Annotated in this window: 18 protein-coding genes; 3 read left to right on the top strand and 15 right to left on the bottom strand. The window is 68.7% G+C overall.

Features of this window, described 5'->3' with window-relative positions:
• Positions 1-51 precede the first annotated feature (51 nt).
• The 15 genes from MT347_RS11095 to prmC form a co-directional block, all read right to left on the bottom strand.
• Positions 52-1032 (bottom strand): aldo/keto reductase, encoded by a 981-nt coding sequence (locus tag MT347_RS11095; RefSeq protein ID WP_243501076.1) that lies wholly within the window; start codon positions 1030-1032, stop codon positions 52-54.
• Between the two features lie 90 nt (positions 1033-1122).
• A complete protein-coding gene (locus MT347_RS11100; protein ID WP_243501078.1) occupies positions 1123-1779 on the bottom strand; it encodes a large exoprotein in 657 nt (218 codons plus the stop codon).
• Positions 1780-1878: 99 nt separating this feature from the next.
• Positions 1879-2628, bottom strand: coding sequence for a YaaA family protein (locus MT347_RS11105; RefSeq protein ID WP_243501080.1), 750 nt, complete (start codon positions 2626-2628; stop codon positions 1879-1881).
• A gap of 67 nt (positions 2629-2695) precedes the next feature.
• Positions 2696-2956 (bottom strand): F0F1 ATP synthase subunit epsilon, encoded by a 261-nt coding sequence (locus MT347_RS11110; RefSeq protein ID WP_243501082.1) that lies wholly within the window; start codon positions 2954-2956, stop codon positions 2696-2698.
• 1 nt (position 2957) lies between these two features.
• Complete coding sequence (gene atpD, locus MT347_RS11115) at positions 2958-4406, bottom strand: F0F1 ATP synthase subunit beta (protein WP_055958085.1); 1449 nt, start codon at positions 4404-4406, stop codon at positions 2958-2960.
• A 22-nt stretch (positions 4407-4428) separates the two neighbouring features.
• Entirely contained in the window at positions 4429-5328 is a 900-nt protein-coding gene (locus MT347_RS11120) for a F0F1 ATP synthase subunit gamma (protein WP_243501084.1), read from the bottom strand.
• A gap of 25 nt (positions 5329-5353) precedes the next feature.
• Positions 5354-6985 (bottom strand): F0F1 ATP synthase subunit alpha, encoded by a 1632-nt coding sequence (atpA, locus tag MT347_RS11125; protein WP_055958091.1) that lies wholly within the window; start codon positions 6983-6985, stop codon positions 5354-5356.
• Positions 6986-7047: 62 nt separating this feature from the next.
• Entirely contained in the window at positions 7048-7836 is a 789-nt protein-coding gene (locus tag MT347_RS11130; RefSeq protein WP_243501086.1) for a F0F1 ATP synthase subunit delta, read from the bottom strand.
• On the bottom strand, positions 7836-8396 hold the full coding sequence (locus MT347_RS11135; protein WP_243501088.1) for a F0F1 ATP synthase subunit B: 561 nt from the start codon (positions 8394-8396) through the stop codon (positions 7836-7838). The genes MT347_RS11130 and MT347_RS11135 overlap by 1 nt, the downstream gene beginning before the upstream one ends.
• Before the next feature lie 34 nt (positions 8397-8430).
• Positions 8431-8664 (bottom strand): F0F1 ATP synthase subunit C, encoded by a 234-nt coding sequence (gene atpE, locus MT347_RS11140; protein ID WP_043360904.1) that lies wholly within the window; start codon positions 8662-8664, stop codon positions 8431-8433.
• Positions 8665-8708: 44 nt separating this feature from the next.
• Complete coding sequence (gene atpB / locus MT347_RS11145; RefSeq protein WP_374206528.1) at positions 8709-9428, bottom strand: F0F1 ATP synthase subunit A; 720 nt, start codon at positions 9426-9428, stop codon at positions 8709-8711.
• 310 nt (positions 9429-9738) lie between these two features.
• A complete protein-coding gene (locus MT347_RS11150; protein ID WP_243501090.1) occupies positions 9739-10227 on the bottom strand; it encodes a hypothetical protein in 489 nt (162 codons plus the stop codon).
• Positions 10224-11399, bottom strand: a complete 1176-nt coding sequence (locus MT347_RS11155; RefSeq protein ID WP_243501092.1) for an MraY family glycosyltransferase — start codon at positions 11397-11399, stop codon at positions 10224-10226. Before MT347_RS11155 ends, MT347_RS11150 begins: the two co-directional genes overlap by 4 nt.
• Positions 11396-12133 (bottom strand): L-threonylcarbamoyladenylate synthase, encoded by a 738-nt coding sequence (locus tag MT347_RS11160; protein ID WP_243501094.1) that lies wholly within the window; start codon positions 12131-12133, stop codon positions 11396-11398. Before MT347_RS11160 ends, MT347_RS11155 begins: the two co-directional genes overlap by 4 nt.
• A 39-nt stretch (positions 12134-12172) precedes the next feature.
• Positions 12173-13063: a peptide chain release factor N(5)-glutamine methyltransferase gene (gene prmC / locus MT347_RS11165; RefSeq protein WP_243501096.1), complete on the bottom strand. Its 891-nt coding sequence runs from the start codon at positions 13061-13063 to the stop codon at positions 12173-12175.
• A gap of 98 nt (positions 13064-13161) precedes the next feature.
• Here prmC and cysK point away from each other — a divergent pair, with 98 nt between their 5' ends.
• From cysK to MT347_RS11180, 3 genes are all read left to right on the top strand, one after another.
• Entirely contained in the window at positions 13162-14100 is a 939-nt protein-coding gene (gene cysK / locus MT347_RS11170; RefSeq protein WP_243501098.1) for a cysteine synthase A, read from the top strand.
• A 2-nt stretch (positions 14101-14102) separates the two neighbouring features.
• A complete protein-coding gene (gene epsC, locus MT347_RS11175; RefSeq protein ID WP_243501100.1) occupies positions 14103-14672 on the top strand; it encodes a serine O-acetyltransferase EpsC in 570 nt (189 codons plus the stop codon).
• A gap of 127 nt (positions 14673-14799) precedes the next feature.
• Positions 14800-16200: an amidase gene (locus MT347_RS11180; protein ID WP_243501102.1), complete on the top strand. Its 1401-nt coding sequence runs from the start codon at positions 14800-14802 to the stop codon at positions 16198-16200.
• The last annotated feature ends 409 nt before the right edge of the window (positions 16201-16609 follow it).

The raw sequence follows: 16609 nt of genomic DNA on the forward strand, positions 1-16609 counted from the left end.
CCCGCACGCCACCTGCGAACGGCTCGACGAGCCGCCATCGGGTGCGCACTCTCAGCCCGCCGCCGGATCGGGAGGACAGCCCAGGATGCCGTCGATCTCGGCGAGGTCCGCGGCGCTCGGTGTCCACGCTGTGGCGGCGGCGGCGTTGGCCCGCACCTGGTCGGCGCTCGTCGCCCCGGCGATCACGCTCGACACGAGCGGATTGGCCAGGAACCACCCGAACGTGGCCTCGAGCATGCTGATCCCGCGCTCCTCGCAGAAGCCGCGGTAATGCTCGAGCGCGTCCCACGGAGCGTCGTGCCACAGGTGTGGGCGCTGCCGCATGATCCGGCTGTCGTCCGGCCCTCCCTCGCGGGAGAACTTGCCCGTCAGCAGTCCGTTGTGCAGCGGGAAGAACGGCAGGAAGCCGAGTCCGAAATGCTCGACTGCCGGCAGCACTTCGCGCTCGACGGCGCGGGCGAGAAGGCTGTACTGGTTCTGGGCGGAGACGAACCGGACGCCCGCGGCGGCGGCGTCGGCCTCGGCGATCTGCCAGCCGGCGAAGTTGGAATGCCCCACGTAGCGCACTTTGCCCGCGCGGACGAGGTCGTCGAGGGCATCCAGGGTTTCGTCGATGGGCGTGGACGGGTCCGGCGTGTGCAACTGGTAGAGATCGATCCAGTCCGTACGCAGGCGCCGGAGGGAGCCCTCGACAGCACGACGCACGTGCGAGCGCGACGCCTTGGATCCGCCCGGGAGCGAGGGCGCGAGATCGGCATGGCCGAACTTGGTCGCGAGGACCACCTCGTCACGACGCCCCTGGAGCGCCTCACCCATCAGCGTCTCGGACAGACCGAAGGTCTTGCCGTAGACGTCGGCGGTGTCCAGGAATGTCACTCCCGCCTCGATGGCGGCGTTCAGCACCTCCCGGGTGCCGTCGAGGGTCTCGGTGAAAGTGCCGGCGCGACCGAAGTTATTGCACCCGAGGCCGACGGCGGACACCCGGAGTCCGGACCGACCCACCGGACGAACGGGCAGCAGTGAGGATGTCATCCCCCCACGCTAACCCCCGGAGACGACGCGGGTTCGTCCCCGCACCCGTGGACGACGAGGCCTCCCGGTGTGCGGGAGGCCCCGTCGTGGTCAGTACTGCGGCGGGGCGGGCGGCGGGGGCGTGGTGCCCGACGCGGGCGGCGCCGTCGGACCGGCCGCGGGAGGCGCGGCGGGGCCGCCGTAACCGGGCCCTCCGTAGCCGGAACCGGTGGCCTGCTGACCCGGCTGCACGGGGATGCCGTCCCACACGGTCTTGTCTGCGGCGATGGTCGTGGCCCACGGCGCGGGAGCGATGGCCGGGTTCCAGCGCGCGGACCCGAAGGCGAGGATGCCGAGCCAGATCAGGGTTCCGAGACCGGGGATGAGCCACAGCAGCAGAAGCGGCCAGTCCTTACCGAACTTCAGACCGATCCGCCACGCGACGAGGACGCTCGCGGCGACGGCCACGAGGCCGAAGACGAATCCGATCACCGGGATGTTGCTCAGCACGCTCGAGCCGACGACCACGATGAGGTAGGCCCAGGGCGAGACATCGCCGAGCTTGGCAGCGACCAGCGTGTTGTAGATCGGCACCCAGGCGCGCCATTTGCCCTGAACGCCGGCCTTCTCGAAGATCTTCATCAGGAAGAACGACGAAATGATGTAGCCGGCGAAGATGCTGATGAGCAGGATGGGCAGCAGGACGATCAAGAAGGCGAGGGCCGCGAGCCCGCTCCCATCGTCGTACGTGTAAGACGAACCACTCATGTGGATTCCTTTCCAGGCGAGTGCGCGACGAAGCGTCCGTGCGCCCCGTGCGATCACATGCTAGCGAAGCTGAGAAGAACCTGTAAGCAGGTCTTCCCGTCACATCACGAGGGCGATCTCGCCGTTCCGGCCGTCGACGATCCGCCAGCCGGACGACAGCGCCCAGGCGCGCAGGTCGACGACGTCCTCGACAGCCGGCCGCTGCGTCGCGAGCGCGCGCACGAAAGCGCCCTTCGCATGCTTGTTGAAGTGGTTGAGCGCGCGCACCGCTCCCCCCTCGGCCTCCGTCACGACACGGACATACGCGGACGGGACGCTCGAGGGCACAGGGCCGAGGGCCGCGTACGCCTCGGAGCGGAGATCGAGGATGAAACCGGGGGCGACCGCCTCGAAGGCGGCGCGCGCGGCGTCCGCCCAGACGCGACGCAATGCCGGCACGCCGGGAAGCGATGTCCCCGCTGCCAGCCGGTAGGCCGGGATGGGGTCGAGCGCCCCGACGGGCCCGAACGGCGCCGAGTGGATCGCCACGTGGGCGCCGAGCCAAGCCCGGGCCGTGGCGTCGAGAGACGAGGCGTCCAAGGCGTCATAGAGCACGCCGGTGTACCGGTCGACGGCGGGCGTCGTCGGGGCGGTGCGCAGGGCCGCGTTGTCGGCGATCTCGTGCCGACGCTTCGGGCTCAGCTTGAGCACTCGAGCGGCGGTCTCCTCGTCGCCCGACAACGCCACCAGCGCGTTCGTGACAGCCTCGCGCGGCGCGCGAAGCGACGAGAAGGTCAGCCCGCCGATATCGAGCGCGGCGCCCTCGCCACCCGGGCGCTTGGTTTCGGACGGAGGAAGCAGGACCAGCATGGGAACTCCGGAAAACGCGACGCGCGCCGCCCGGATGACCGGGCGACGCGCGTCGGATGAAGCGGTGTCAGGAGACAAGCGAAGCGTTTCCCGCGACGATGGTGAGCTCGTCGCTCGCCATGGAGAGGAAACCGTCCGCCGCGTTGGCGAGGATCTTGGAACCGTCGGTGCGGGTAATGCGCACCTCGCCCTGGGCGAGGATCGCAAGCACCGGTTCGTGCCCCTGCATGAAGCCGATCTCGCCCTCGACGGTCTTGGCCACGACGAGAGAGGCCTCTCCCGTCCACACCTCGGCGTCGGCCGAGACCAGGCTCACGCGCAGCGGCATGTCAGCCGTTCTCCTTCTGGATCTGCGCCCACTTGGCCTCGACGTCGGCGATGCCACCGACGTTGAAGAACGCCTGCTCGGCGACGTGGTCGAAGTCGCCCTTGACGATCGCGTCGAACGACTCGATGGTCTCCTTGATCGGGACCGTGGAGCCCTCGACGCCGGTGAACTTCTTCGCCATGTAGGTGTTCTGCGAGAGGAACTGCTGAATGCGACGCGCGCGCGAGACGACGATCTTGTCTTCCTCGGAGAGCTCGTCGACACCCAGGATCGCGATGATCTCCTGCAGTTCCTTGTTCTTCTGGAGGATCTGCTTCACGTTGGTGGCGACGCGGTAGTGGTCGGCACCGATGTAGCGGGGGTCGAGGATACGGCTCGTCGAGGTCAGCGGGTCGATGGCCGGGTACAGACCCTTCGAGGCGATCTCACGTGAGAGCTCGGTCGTCGCATCGAGGTGCGCGAACGTCGTTGCCGGGGCCGGGTCGGTGTAGTCATCGGCGGGCACGTAGATGGCCTGGAGCGACGTGATCGAGTGGCCACGCGTCGAGGTGATGCGCTCCTGGAGCACACCCATCTCGTCGGCGAGGTTGGGCTGGTAACCCACGGCCGAGGGCATGCGACCCAGCAGCGTCGAGACCTCCGAGCCGGCCTGCGTGAAGCGGAAGATGTTGTCGATGAACAACAGCACGTCCTGCTTCTGCACGTCGCGGAAGTACTCCGCCATCGTCAGGGCCGACAGGGCGACGCGCAGTCGCGTTCCCGGCGGCTCGTCCATCTGGCCGAACACGAGTGCGGTCTTGTCGAAGACACCCGCCTCTTCCATCTCGGCGATGAGGTCATTGCCCTCACGGGTGCGCTCACCGACACCGGCGAATACCGACACACCACCGTGGTCCTGCGCGACGCGCTGGATCATCTCCTGGATGAGGACGGTCTTGCCGACACCGGCGCCACCGAACAGACCGATCTTCCCACCCTGCACGTAGGGGGTCAGGAGGTCGATCGACTTGATGCCGGTCTCGAACATCTCGGTCTTGGATTCGAGCTGGTCGAAGCTCGGCGCCTTGCGGTGGATACCCCAGCGCTCGGTGACCTCGATGGTCTCACCGGGGACGCCGTTGAGCACCTCACCGGTGACGTCGAACACCTTGCCCTTGGTCACGTCTCCGACGGGCACCGAGATGGGGCCGCGGGTGTCGCGCACTTCCTGACCGCGGACCATGCCGTCGGTGGGCTTGAGCGAGATGGCGCGGACGAGGTCGTCACCGAGGTGCTGGGCGACCTCGAGGGTGATCTCGGTCGACTGGTCACCGATGGTGATCGTGGTCTTCAGCGCATTGTAGATCTCGGGGATCGCGTCATGCGGGAACTCGATGTCGACGACCGGGCCGGTGACGCGCGCGACGCGTCCGACGACGGCCGCGTCGGTCTTCTCGGCGGTGAGGCTCATGGCTTCTTCTCTCCTTGGGAACTTACTTGCCGGATGCCAGGGCATCGGCGCCGCCGACGATCTCGGCGATCTGCTGCGTGATCTCCGCCTGACGCGCGTTGTTGCGCAGGCGGGTGTAGTCGGTGATGAGCTTGTCGGCGTTGTCGCTGGCCGACTTCATGGCCTTCTGGGTCGCGGCATGCTTCGCGGCCGACGACTGCAGGAGGGCATTGAAGATGCGGCTCTGCACGTACGTCGGCAGAAGCGCGTCGAGCACGGTCTCGGCGTCGGGCTCGAACTCGTACAGCGGGTAGACCTCGGACTGGGCCGGCGCTTCGTCCGCCTCGATGACTTCGAGGGGAAGGAGTCGCACCGATTCCGGCGACTGGGTCATCATGCTGACGAAACGGTTGTACACGAGGTGGATCTCATCGACGCCGTCGTTCTCACTGCCGGCGCGGTACGCCTCGAGGACGGCATCCGAGATGGCTTCCGCCGTCGAGAACTGCGGCGTGTCGGTGTCGCCCACCCACTGCGCGACGCTCGGCATGCGACGGAACTGGAAGTATCCGACGGCCTTGCGCCCGACCAGGTAGTAGACGACCTCTTTGCCCTGCGACCGCAGCAGCTCCGACAGCTCGAGACCCTCGCGGAGGATCTGCGAGTTGAACGCGCCGGCGAGACCGCGATCGGACGTGAAGATGACCACGGCCGATCGGCGGATGTTCTCGCGCTCGGTCGTCAGCGGGTGATCGACCGACGAGTACGTCGCCACGGCGGAGACGGCGTTCGTCACGGCCTTCGCGAAAGGCGACGCCGCGCGCACACGCGCCATCGCCTTCTGGATGCGAGAGGCCGCGATGAGCTCCATCGCCTTCGTGATCTTCTTGGTCGTCTGAGCAGAAGAGATCTTCTGCTTGTAGACCCGCAGTTGTGCGCCCATGATTCCGTTCTCGTGTCGTCGCTACTCAGCGACGGCCTTTGACGATCCGCTCCTGGTTGACGTCTTCCGCCCCGGCGGCGTCGACCTTCTCGGCGCCGACGACGCTCTGGTCCTTGCCGGGCTGGAACTCCTTCGAGAAGGCATCGACGTGCTTCTCGAGCTCGGCGAGGGTGTCGTCGCCGAGCGCGTTGGTCTCGCGCAGGGTGTCGAGCACCGTCGAGTTGCGACGGAGGTAGTCGAGGAGTTCGCGCTCGAAGCGGAGCACGTCGGAGACCTCGACGGTGTCGAGCTTTCCGTTCGTGCCCGCCCAGATCGAGACGACCTGCTCCTCGACCGGGTAGGGCGAGTACTGCGGCTGCTTGAGCAACTCGGTCAGACGCGCACCACGGGCCAGCTGACGACGCGACGCCGCGTCGAGGTCGCTCGCGAACATGGCGAACGCTTCGAGCGAGCGGTACTGGGCCAACTCGAGCTTCAGCGTGCCCGAGACCTTCTTGATGGACTTCACCTGGGCGTCGCCACCCACGCGCGAGACCGAGATACCCACGTCGACCGCGGGGCGCTGGTTGGCGTTGAACAGGTCGGACTGCAGGAAGATCTGGCCGTCGGTGATCGAGATCACGTTGGTCGGGATGTACGCCGAGACGTCGTTGGCCTTGGTCTCGATGATGGGGAGACCCGTCATCGAGCCGGCACCGAGCTCGTCGGACAGCTTCGCGCAACGCTCGAGCAGACGCGAGTGCAGGTAGAAGACGTCACCGGGGTACGCCTCGCGGCCCGGCGGGCGGCGGAGCAGCAGCGACACGGCGCGGTACGCCTCGGCCTGCTTCGAGAGGTCGTCGAAGATGATCAGGACGTGCTTGCCGCCATACATCCAGTGCTGGCCGATGGCCGAACCGGTGTAGGGGGCGAGGTACTTGAAGCCGGCGGGGTCGGAGGCCGGGGCCGCGACGATGGTGGTGTACTCCATCGCGCCGGCGTCTTCGAGGGCACCCTTCACCGAGGCGATGGTGGAACCCTTCTGACCGATGGCGACGTAGATGCAGCGCACCTGCTTGTCGACATCGCCGGACTCCCAGTTCGCGCGCTGGTTGATGATCGTGTCGATCGCGATCGCCGTCTTACCGGTCTGGCGGTCGCCGATGATCAGCTGACGCTGTCCGCGTCCGACCGGGATCATCGCGTCGATGGCCTTGATGCCCGTCTGCAGCGGCTCGTGCACGCTCTTGCGCTGCATGACGCCGGGCGCCTGGAGCTCGAGCGCACGACGACCCTCGGTCGCGATCTCGCCGAGACCGTCGATCGGGTTTCCGAGCGGGTCGACGACGCGACCCAGGTAGCCGTCACCGACGCCGACCGAGAGCACCTCACCCGTACGGGTGACGCTCTGACCCTCTTCGATGCCGGAGAACTCGCCGAGCACGACGACACCGATCTCGTTCTCGTCGAGGTTCTGAGCCAGGCCCAGCGTGCCGTTCGCGAAGCGGATGAGCTCGTTGGCCATCACGCCGGGAAGGCCCTCGACGTGCGCGATGCCATCGGCCGCGTCGACGACGGCGCCGACCTCGGTCGCCGCAGCGCCGTTGGGCTCGTAGGCGGTGACGAAGTCTTTCAGCGCGTCACGAATGACGTCGGGGCTGATAGAGAGATCTGCCATTGTCTTCCTTCGTTCGTGGGGCACTTGGCCCCCAGATCCACGCCCGCTCGGGCGGAAAGTCTTTAGCCGGCGATCCGCTGGCGGAGATCGGCGAGACGTGCGGACACGCTCGCGTCGATGACGTCATCGGCGACTTGCACGCGCAGTCCGCCGAGCACCGTCGGGTCGATCACGGTGTTCAGCGTGACCGCTGAGCCGTATCGCGCGCTGAGGGAGTTCTGCAGGCGGGCCTGCTGGTCGTCGCTCAGCGGGGCGGCGGCGTACACGGTCGCGACGATGCGCGAACGCTGGTCGGAGACGATGCGCTCGGCCCGGCGCAGCAGGGCACGCACCCGGCGACCGCGGGCGTGCTTCACCAGCGACGAGACGATGAGCGCGGTACCGGCGCTCGTGCGTCCATCGAGCAGCTTCGAGACGAGGTCGCCCTTCGCCGTGGCGCCGCCGAGGCGACCGCCCAGCGCGAGCTCGAGCTCGCCGTTCGAGGCGACCGTTCGCGAGAAGGCGAACAGCTCCGCCTCGATGTCGGCCGGCTCGGCGACCGAGGTCGCCTGCACCGCGAGCTCTTCGAGCCCCTCGATGAACTGACCGGAGTTCGACCAGCGCTGCTGGGCCGCGCTGGAGAGCAGTGCAACCGTTGTCGGCTGGTACGACGGACCGAAGACCGCCGAGACGAGCCCCGCACGGACGGCGGGCGGCACCGACGAGTCGGACAGCGCGCCGCTCAGCTGCGCCGAGCCGCTCACGGCGGCGACGGCCGCGAACAGCTCGCGCGCGACGTCGAGATCGACGCCGGACGTGGAGGCCAGCGCCTCCGTCGTCGCGGTTCGGGCCTGAGTGGTCGCGCTGCCCATTACTTGGCCGCCTTCTCGGAGGCCTCGAGCTCGGCGAGGAAGCGGTCGACCACGGCGTTCGCACGCGCGTCGTCGGTCAGCGTCTCGCCGATGACGTTGCCCGCGAGGTCGACCGCAAGGGTACCGACCTCCGAACGCAGCTGCACGAGGGCCGTCTGACGCTCGGCCTCGATCTGCGCGTGCGCGCTGGCGGTGATGCGTGCTGCCTCGGTGGCAGCCGCCTCTTTGGCCTCGGCGACGATCTTGCGACCGTCCTGCGTCGCGCCCTCACGGATCTCGCCGGCCTGCTTGCGCGCTTCGGCGAGCTGGGCGGTGTACTCCTCGAGGGCGGCCTCGGCCTGTCGCTGGGCCTCGTCGGCCTTGGCGATGTTGCCCTCGATGGCAGCACTGCGCTCGTCGAGCAGCTTCGCCATGCGCGGCAGAGCCACACGCCACACCACGACGGCGATGATGACGAAGCACACGAACGACCAGAGGATGTCGTACGCGGCAGGCAGGAGCGGGTTCTGCGCTTCCTCGCCCGCGGGCTCCGCGGCGAGTGTGACAAGAGCGTTCAGCATCCTGTCTCCTTACAGTGAGTCGAGAGCGGCCGGATCAGGTGAAGATGAAGCCGGTCGCGATACCGATGAAGGCGAGCGCCTCGGTGAAGGCGATACCGATGAACATCAGGACCTGGAGGCGGCCCGCGAGTTCGGGCTGACGGGCGACACCCTCGATCGTCTTGCCGACGACGATGCCCACGCCGATGGCGGGGCCGATGGCGGCGAGGCCGTAGCCGATCGTGGCGACGTTACCGGTGACCTGGGCGAGAACCGTAGTTGCGTCCACGGGTTTTTTCCTTTCGTTGGGTGGCTCGGCGTGCGCCGGGCCGCTCAGTGCTCTTCTGCGACCGCGAGCTGGATGTAGACCGCGGTGAGGATCGCGAAGACGTACGCCTGGAGGAAGGCGACGAAGATTTCGAACAGGGTGAAGGCGAGACCGAAGGCCAGGGATCCGGCGCCGAGCGCCGTCCACCAGCCGCCGAGCCCGACGACGAAGAACTGCGTCGCCGAGAAGAACAGCACCAGCATGAGGTGACCGACGACCATGTTCATCAGCAGACGCAGCGTCAGCGTGACGGGGCGGATGATGAACGTCGAGAGGAACTCGAGCGGGACGATGATGATGTACAGCGGCCACGGCACGCCCGAGGGCAGCAGCGCGTTCTTGAAGAACCCTCCCGGGCTCTTCTTGATGCCGGCGTAGATGAAGGTGACGTATGCCACGATCGCCAGCAGCATGGGAACCGCGATGACGCTGGTGCCGGCGATGTTCAGGAACGGGATGACACCCGTGATGTTCATGAACAGCACCATGAAGAAGATCGTGGTGAGGATGGGCAGGAAGCGACGCCCGTCCTTCTTGCCCAGGATGTCTTCGGCGATGTTGACGCGGACGAAGTCGAGGCCCATCTCGGCGACGCTCTGGAAGCGACCGGGGACGATCTTCATGCGCCGCGTGCCCAGCACGAGGAAGAGGACGAGCGCGAGGGTCGCCAGCATCTGCGTGAGGTTGATGCGCGTGATCGCGAAGATCGTGCCCTCGAACAGCACCGCGTCGGGGAAGAACTCTGAAATGGACGGCGGGTGGAACTCCGCACCCGCGGACGCGAAGTTCGTGATCAGGGTCGCAGCTTGAGTAGTCAGCGCTGGCTCCAGCTTCGGGGCATCGGTGTGAACCGTTGCGACGATGGTCGGTGATGGTACCCGATGAGAAGACCTGGAAAAGAGTTCCGATCGCGGGTGGGTACGTATGTCACCCTATCAAACTCCCGGCCCATCCACGTGTCGGGCCGGCCGATCCTCTCGCGACCGGAGTAACGCGCAACGGCGTTCTCCGCGGTGCGATACGGGCGCGCCCACCTCACGCTCGCCGATCACCGGCGTCGGGGTCGGTGGGCAGCGTCACGTCGCTGGCACTGGGGATGCGCATGCGCATGAGCACGACCACGTCGACCGCCAACGAGGCGAGGACGCTGACGACGAGCGCGACGTAGAACACGACCAGGTCGACCCAGTCCTGTCCTCGGAGCACGGCGATGGCCACGATGAACAGGACGAGCTTGAGCAGCCACCCCCCGAGCACGATGCCGAAGAAGATGGGCACGTAGAGGGGGTCGCCGTACCACCGGTTCGCGATCAGGATGCTGATCGCGGTCACGGCCAAGAACATCGCGCTCACGGCGACACCCGCCAGAGCACTGCCGAGGCCGGGCGCTCCCGCGACGGCGAAGCCCACGACGGCTCCCACGATCAGCAGCACCGCGGTCACGATGCCGCCCCAGACCAGGGCGGTGCGCAGGACCGGGGTACTCGACAGGGGGCGGCGGGATTCGGGGGCGGTAGGGCTCATGAGGGGGTCTCCGGTGGGGTGGGTCGGGTGCGACGGGACAACCGCCGCAGCCGGCGCTGAGAGGGAAGGAGGGTCAGAACGGCGCAGGCGGCCACGCCGGCGAGGCCGAAGACGACGCCGATCACGTAGTCGCCGGGCCAGCTCTGCTGCGTGCCGATGTACATCAGCAGGAACGCCAGACTGACCACAGCGGTCCAGCTGTAGAAGATGAGCACGGCGTCGCGGTCGGTATGGCCCATGTCGAGCATCCGGTGATGCAGGTGCTTGCGGTCGGGCGAGAAGGGCGACCGTCCGGCCCACTGACGCCGCAGGACGGCCAGGCCGAAGTCGAGCAGCGGCAGCAGCACGATCACGACCGGCAGCAGGATCGGGATGAAGGCACCCAGCAGCTGGGATCGACCGATCTTCTCGGGGTCGAGGACGGCCGGATCGAGCTGGCCGGTGATGGCGATCGCGGAACTCGCCATGAGCAGTCCCAGCATGAGCGCGCCCGCGTCGCCCATGAAGAGCTTCGCGGGTGTCCAGTTCATCGGGAGGAACCCGAGGCACGCGCCGACGAGGACGGCGGCGATGAATGAGGCCAGATTGAAGTAGGTGCTCGCGCCGGTATCGCGGACCAGCAGGTATGAGTACGCGAAGAACACGCCGTTCGCGATCAGGCAGACACCCGCGACGAGGCCGTTCAGACCGTCGATGAAGTTGACGGCGTTCATCACCACCACGAGCGCGAACACGGTGAGCAGGAAGCTCACCCAGCTCGATCCGACCGTCAGCGCCCCGATGGGCAGTGAGAGGATCTGCAGCTGTCCGAACCACGCGATGATCCCGGCGGCGACGAACTGGGCTCCGAGCTTGATCATCCAGTCCAAGTCCCAGAGGTCGTCTGCGACGCCGATGAGCACGATGAGGAGGACGGCCCCCAGCAGGGAGAGCACGGGGACCGGATCGGCCCACAGGATGGCGAAGTAGGGGTTCTGGCTCGACAGCGCGAAGGCCCCCACGACGCCGAGGAACATCGCCACACCACCCAGACGGGGCGTGGGTGTCTGGTGGACGTCGCGGTCCCGGATGCCGGGATAGAGCTTGAACCGCAGGGCGACCTTCCACACCACCCACGACAGCGCGAGCGTGACCGCCGCCGTGAACAGGATGATGAGGAGATACTGGGTCACGGACCCGGCGCCTCGGCATCCGGCGTCGGGTCGACCGAAGACGCTGCGGGGGCGACGGCGTCGTCGACGGGATCGGGCTCGAGCAGATCGCCGAGTACCTCGCGCAGACGCTCGCGCGAGACGGCGCCCTCGCGCAGGACGCGCACCTGAGGCTCGGCGCCCCCGACCAGGGTCGTGGCGTCCACGATTGTCGATGCCACACCCGTCTCGCTGGGACCGGCGTCGAGATAGGCGGCGACGCTGTCGCGCAGCATGTCGCGAGCGGAGTCGATGTCGACGGCTGCCGGCATCCCGGTGAGGTTCGCGCTGGAGACGGCAAGGGGTCCCGTCTCCTCCAACAGCTCGAGCGTCAGCTTCTGCGCGGGCATGCGCACCGCCACCGTGCCGTGCGTGTCGCCGAGGTCCCACGACAGCGAGGGCTGAGCGGGAAGGATGATCGTCAACCCGCCCGGCCAGAACTCGCGGACGAGATCGTCGACGGCGGGCGGCACCTCGGCGACGAGGGCACGGAGGGTACCCACGCCGGGAACGAGCACGGGCGGTGGGTGCTGGCGACCCCGCCCCTTGGCCTCGAGGAGTCCCGCGACGGCGCGCGCATTGAACGCGTCGGCGGCGATTCCGTAGACGGTGTCGGTGGGGAGCACGACGAGTTCGCCTCGGCCGATGGCCTGACGCGCATGGCGCATCCCGGACAGCAGCTGCGACTCGTCACGGCAGTCGTAGACGGGTGACATGTCGCGCGTCAGTCTAGCCGGGCGACGCGGAGCGCGCGGTCAGGGACGGACAGCGGTCGTTGCGCGATCGCGCATCGTGAGATCGGTGTGGGTGGCGGCCGATCGCCACCCGTCGTCGGTCAGGATGTCGCGGATCGCCGCGCCCTGCCACTCGCCGTGCTCGAGGACGATGGCCCCGCCGGGGTGCGCGAGGCGCAGGCCGACGAGGCTCAGCCGGCGCACGGCATCCAATCCGTCGGGTCCGCCGTACAGTGCCGCCGGCGGGTCGTAGAGACGCACCTCGGGATCGCGCGGGATCGCATCATCAGGGACGTAGGGCGGATTGGACGCCACCACGGAAACGGTGCCGTCGAGCTCGGCGAAGGCGACCGCGAGATCGGCGAAGGCGAGGGTGAGGTTCTCCGCGCCCACACGGCGGTGATTCAGCGTGGTCCAGATGAAGGCGTCGACCGAGTTCTCGGCGGCGAACACGCGCGCGTGCGGAACCTCCGTCGCCATCGCGAGGGCGATCGCCCCGCTCCCGGTTCCGAGGTCCACCGCGATCGGAGAGGCGGATGCCATGGCGCGCAGCGCATCGATCGAGAGCTGGGCCACCATCTCGGTCTCGGGTCGAGGCACGAAAACGCCCGGGCCGACGGCCAGTTCGAGCGAGCGGAACGGCGCGACCCCGGTGAGATGCTGCAGCGGCTCCCGCGCGCAGCGCCGGTCGATCAGCGACGCCAGGGCTGCGGCTGCATCTTCCGGCATCCGGTCTCCGCGGACGGCTGCGGCCTGTACTCCTCCGCGCGAGGTTGCGAGAACGTGGGCGACGAGCAACTCGGCGTCGACCTGGGCCTCTGGCACGCCCGCTGTGGCGAATCGTCGAGCGGCGTCGCGCACAACGGTTGCAACGAGGGCGGGAACGGGCGAGGGCGAGGACGTCTGGGGCATGACGGAACCCCAGCTTAGTAGCGCGGCGTCATACAAGAATCGGCCTCGAACCCCTCGCCTAAGATGATCGCGTTCTGACCGACGGCGAAAGGCGCCCCATGCCCGGCATTCATCCCGACATCACCTCCGCGTTCGGCGACACTCCCCTCGTGCGGCTGAATCGCGTCGCCGAGGGGACCGAGGCGCAGATCCTGCTGAAGCTGGAGTTCTACAACCCGGCCTCCAGCGTGAAGGACCGTCTGGGAATCGCCATCGTCGACGCTGCCGAGGCATCGGGCGAGTTGAAGCCCGGTGGCACCATCGTCGAGTCCACGAGCGGGAACACCGGCATCGCCCTGGCGATGGTGGGCGCGGCGCGCGGCTACAAGGTCATCCTGACGATGCCCGCCTCGATGTCGAAGGAGCGACGCATCCTGCTCAAGGCCTTCGGAGCCGAGCTGGTGCTCACCGACCCCACCAAGGGCATGCTCCTCGCAGTCGACGAGGCCAAGCGCATCGTCGCCGAAACCCCGGGCGCCGTCTGGGCCCGTCAGTTCGAGAACGAGGCCAACCCGGCGATCCACCGCCGCACGACCGCCGAAGAGATCCTGCGCGACACCGACGGGAAGGTCGACTACTTCGTGGCCGGCATCGGGACGGGCGGCACCATCACCGGTGTCGGTCAGGTGCTCAAGGAGCGCGTCCCCGGCGTGCAGATCGTGGCCGTCGAGCCCGCCGACTCCCCGATCCTCACCAAGGGTCACCCCGGCCCCCACAAGATCCAGGGCATCGGCCCGAACTTCGTCCCCGAGATCCTCGATCGCGACATCCTCGACGAGGTCATCGACGTCGAGTTCGACGACGCCATTCGTCTCGCCCGCGAGACGGCTGCCAAGGACGGCATCCTCGTCGGCATGTCGTCGGGTGCGGCCATCTGGGCGGCGCTCGAGGTCGCCCGTCGCCCCGAGGCCGCGGGCAAGAACATCGTCGTGATCATCCCCTCGTACGGCGAGCGCTACCTTTCGACCGCCCTGTACGAGCACCTGCGCGAAGACTGACGGTGGGGGCCCTCTCCCGCATCCGCGAAGACATCGCCTCCGCTAAACTCCGCGACCCCGCGGCGCGCGGCGGACTTGAGATCGCCCTGCTGTATCCGGGGCTCCACGCCGTCTGGTCGTACCGCATCGCGAACCGCCTGTGGAGACGGGGCCTGCGCTTTCCGGCGCGGGCCCTGTCCCAGACAACCCGCTGGCTCACCGGTGTCGAGATCCACCCGGGGGCGACGATCGGACGCCGATTCTTCATCGACCACGGCATGGGCGTCGTCGTCGGCGAGACGGCCGAGGTCGGCGACGACGTGATGCTCTACCACGGGGTGACCCTCGGGGGGCGACAGCGCGAGGGGGGTAAGCGGCATCCCACCCTGCATGACGGAGTGGCCATCGGTGCCGGGGCGAAGATCCTCGGGCCCATCACCTTGGGCGCCGGAACCGTGGTCGGCGCGAACGCCGTCGTCACGCGTGACGCACCCGCCGACAGCGTGCTCGTGGGTGTGCCGGCGAAAGCACGGACGCGGCGGAGCGGCGAGGACACCCGCGCCCTCCTGACCACGCCCGAGTACTGGATCTGACGCTCGCCCCGCCGTCCGGACGACCCTCGCCACCGCGGCGGCCGTCCGGGCGGCCCCGCGGTCCCCGGGTGGGAGGAGCCCTGCGCCGCTCCGCACCAGCGTCGGGCTGTCGCCGTAGTCTCGACTCATGGCCCGTCTGCACGACCTGTCGCTCGTCGCCCAGACCGAGGCACTGCGTGCGGGCGACCTCTCCCCCGCCGAGCTGGCCGCGCACTACGTCGATCGCATCCAGCGGCTGGACGACCTCGGCGCCTTCGCCGAGGTGACAGCGAGCGCCGCGCTGCAGCGGGCGGCACGGTTGGAGCGACCCACCGCCGCGGCGTTGTGGGGTGTCCCCCTGGCGGACAAAGACCTCGTCGCCCGCGAAGGCGTGCCCACCCGCTACGGCTCGCGTGCTCGCGTGGATCACGTGCCGACGGCATCCGATCCTCTCGCCCGCGCTCTTGATGCCGCGGGGACGGTGAACGTCGGCAAGACGAGTACGTCGGAGTTCGGACTCACCGGCTTCACCGAACCGCTCATCCATGCGCCGGCCCGCGATCCCTGGCGCCCCTCGGCCGGGGCGGGCGGGTCGAGCGGCGGCGCCGCCGTCGCGGTCGCGGCCGGCTTCTTGCCGGGCGCGGTAGGGTCCGACGGCGGGGGGTCGATCCGCATCCCCTCGGCCACCGTCGGGGTGGTGGGCCTGAAACCCTCCCGCGGGCGGTTGTCGATCGGTTCGGGGTTCGACTCCCCCGACGGGTTGTCGGTCACCGGTCCGATCACGCGTTCCGCAGAGGACGCCGGCCTGCTGCTCGACGCGCTCGTCGAGCTCGCACCGTTCCGTTACGCCACCGCCGCACCCGGGTCGGGGCCGTTCGTCGACGCCGCCCGTCGCCCCCCGGGCGATCTGCGCGTCGGGGTCACCACCGTGTCGCCCTGGGACGACGACGAGGACATCGTGCTTCATCCCGACGCGCGCACCGCCTTCGAGACGGCCGCCGCCTGGCTGAGCGACGCGGGGCACGACGTCACGGATGCCGATTGGCATCCCGTCGGCTACGCGTCGCTCTTCCACGTGCTCTGGCGCGCGAGCGCCGCGCGCATCCCCCTGAGCGACGACGACATGCCGCTCGTCGAGCCGCTGACCGCGTGGCTCGTGCGCGAGGGGCGCCGGCTCTCCTCGCTCGATCTGCTCGGCGGGCTCGCCTCGGCCCGGGCCTTCGAGCGCCGCACGATCGAAGACTTCTCGCGCTTCGACGCGGTGCTCACCCCGGCGCTCGCTCAGGTGCCGCAGCGGGTGGGCGCGTACGCGGGGCACAGCCCCGAACGCACGTTCGCCATGCAGGTGGAGTACGCCCCGTACTCGAGCTTCGTCAACGTCGCCGGACTGCCGGCGCTCACGCTGCCGGTGACGACGGATGCCGAGGGGCACCCCGTCTCGGTTCAACTCATCGGTCGGCCGGGGGGTGAGGCGACGCTTCTGTCGCTCGGTGCGCAACTCGAGCGCCGCCGCGGCGCTCTCCCCCACCCTCCGGTCTGGGCCGCCTGACGATCGCGGCCGCCCGCCGCCCGTGCGATGCGCCGGACCGCCGTCGAGGCAGAAGTCCGTCGCGACGTGCGCCGATCCCGGAGGTCGGGTGGCTACGCGGGGCGGAACGTCCGACCGCTCCGCATACTGCTGCGCGTGTTGTTAGCGGGAACATTCTTCGCTAGCCTGAGCGGACTCACCACAACTTCTCGCACCGGGCTTCGACGCCGAACCCGGGGAACACGCGTCGCCGACGACCGTCTCCCGAAGGGACACCCATGTTGTCTGACTACCCGTCCGTCAAAGATGGACGCCCGCGCCTTGCCCGCCGCGTCGTCGCCGTTTCTCTCGCCGCCGCGTGCCTGGGAGCGCTCCTCGCTCCCGCGTCCGCGGCGATCGCCGCCGAGACGGTGCCCGCGCCGGTCCTCGA

The sequence above is a fragment of the Microbacterium sp. VKM Ac-2923 genome, assembly GCF_022815605.1.
Taxonomy (GTDB): domain Bacteria; phylum Actinomycetota; class Actinomycetes; order Actinomycetales; family Microbacteriaceae; genus Microbacterium.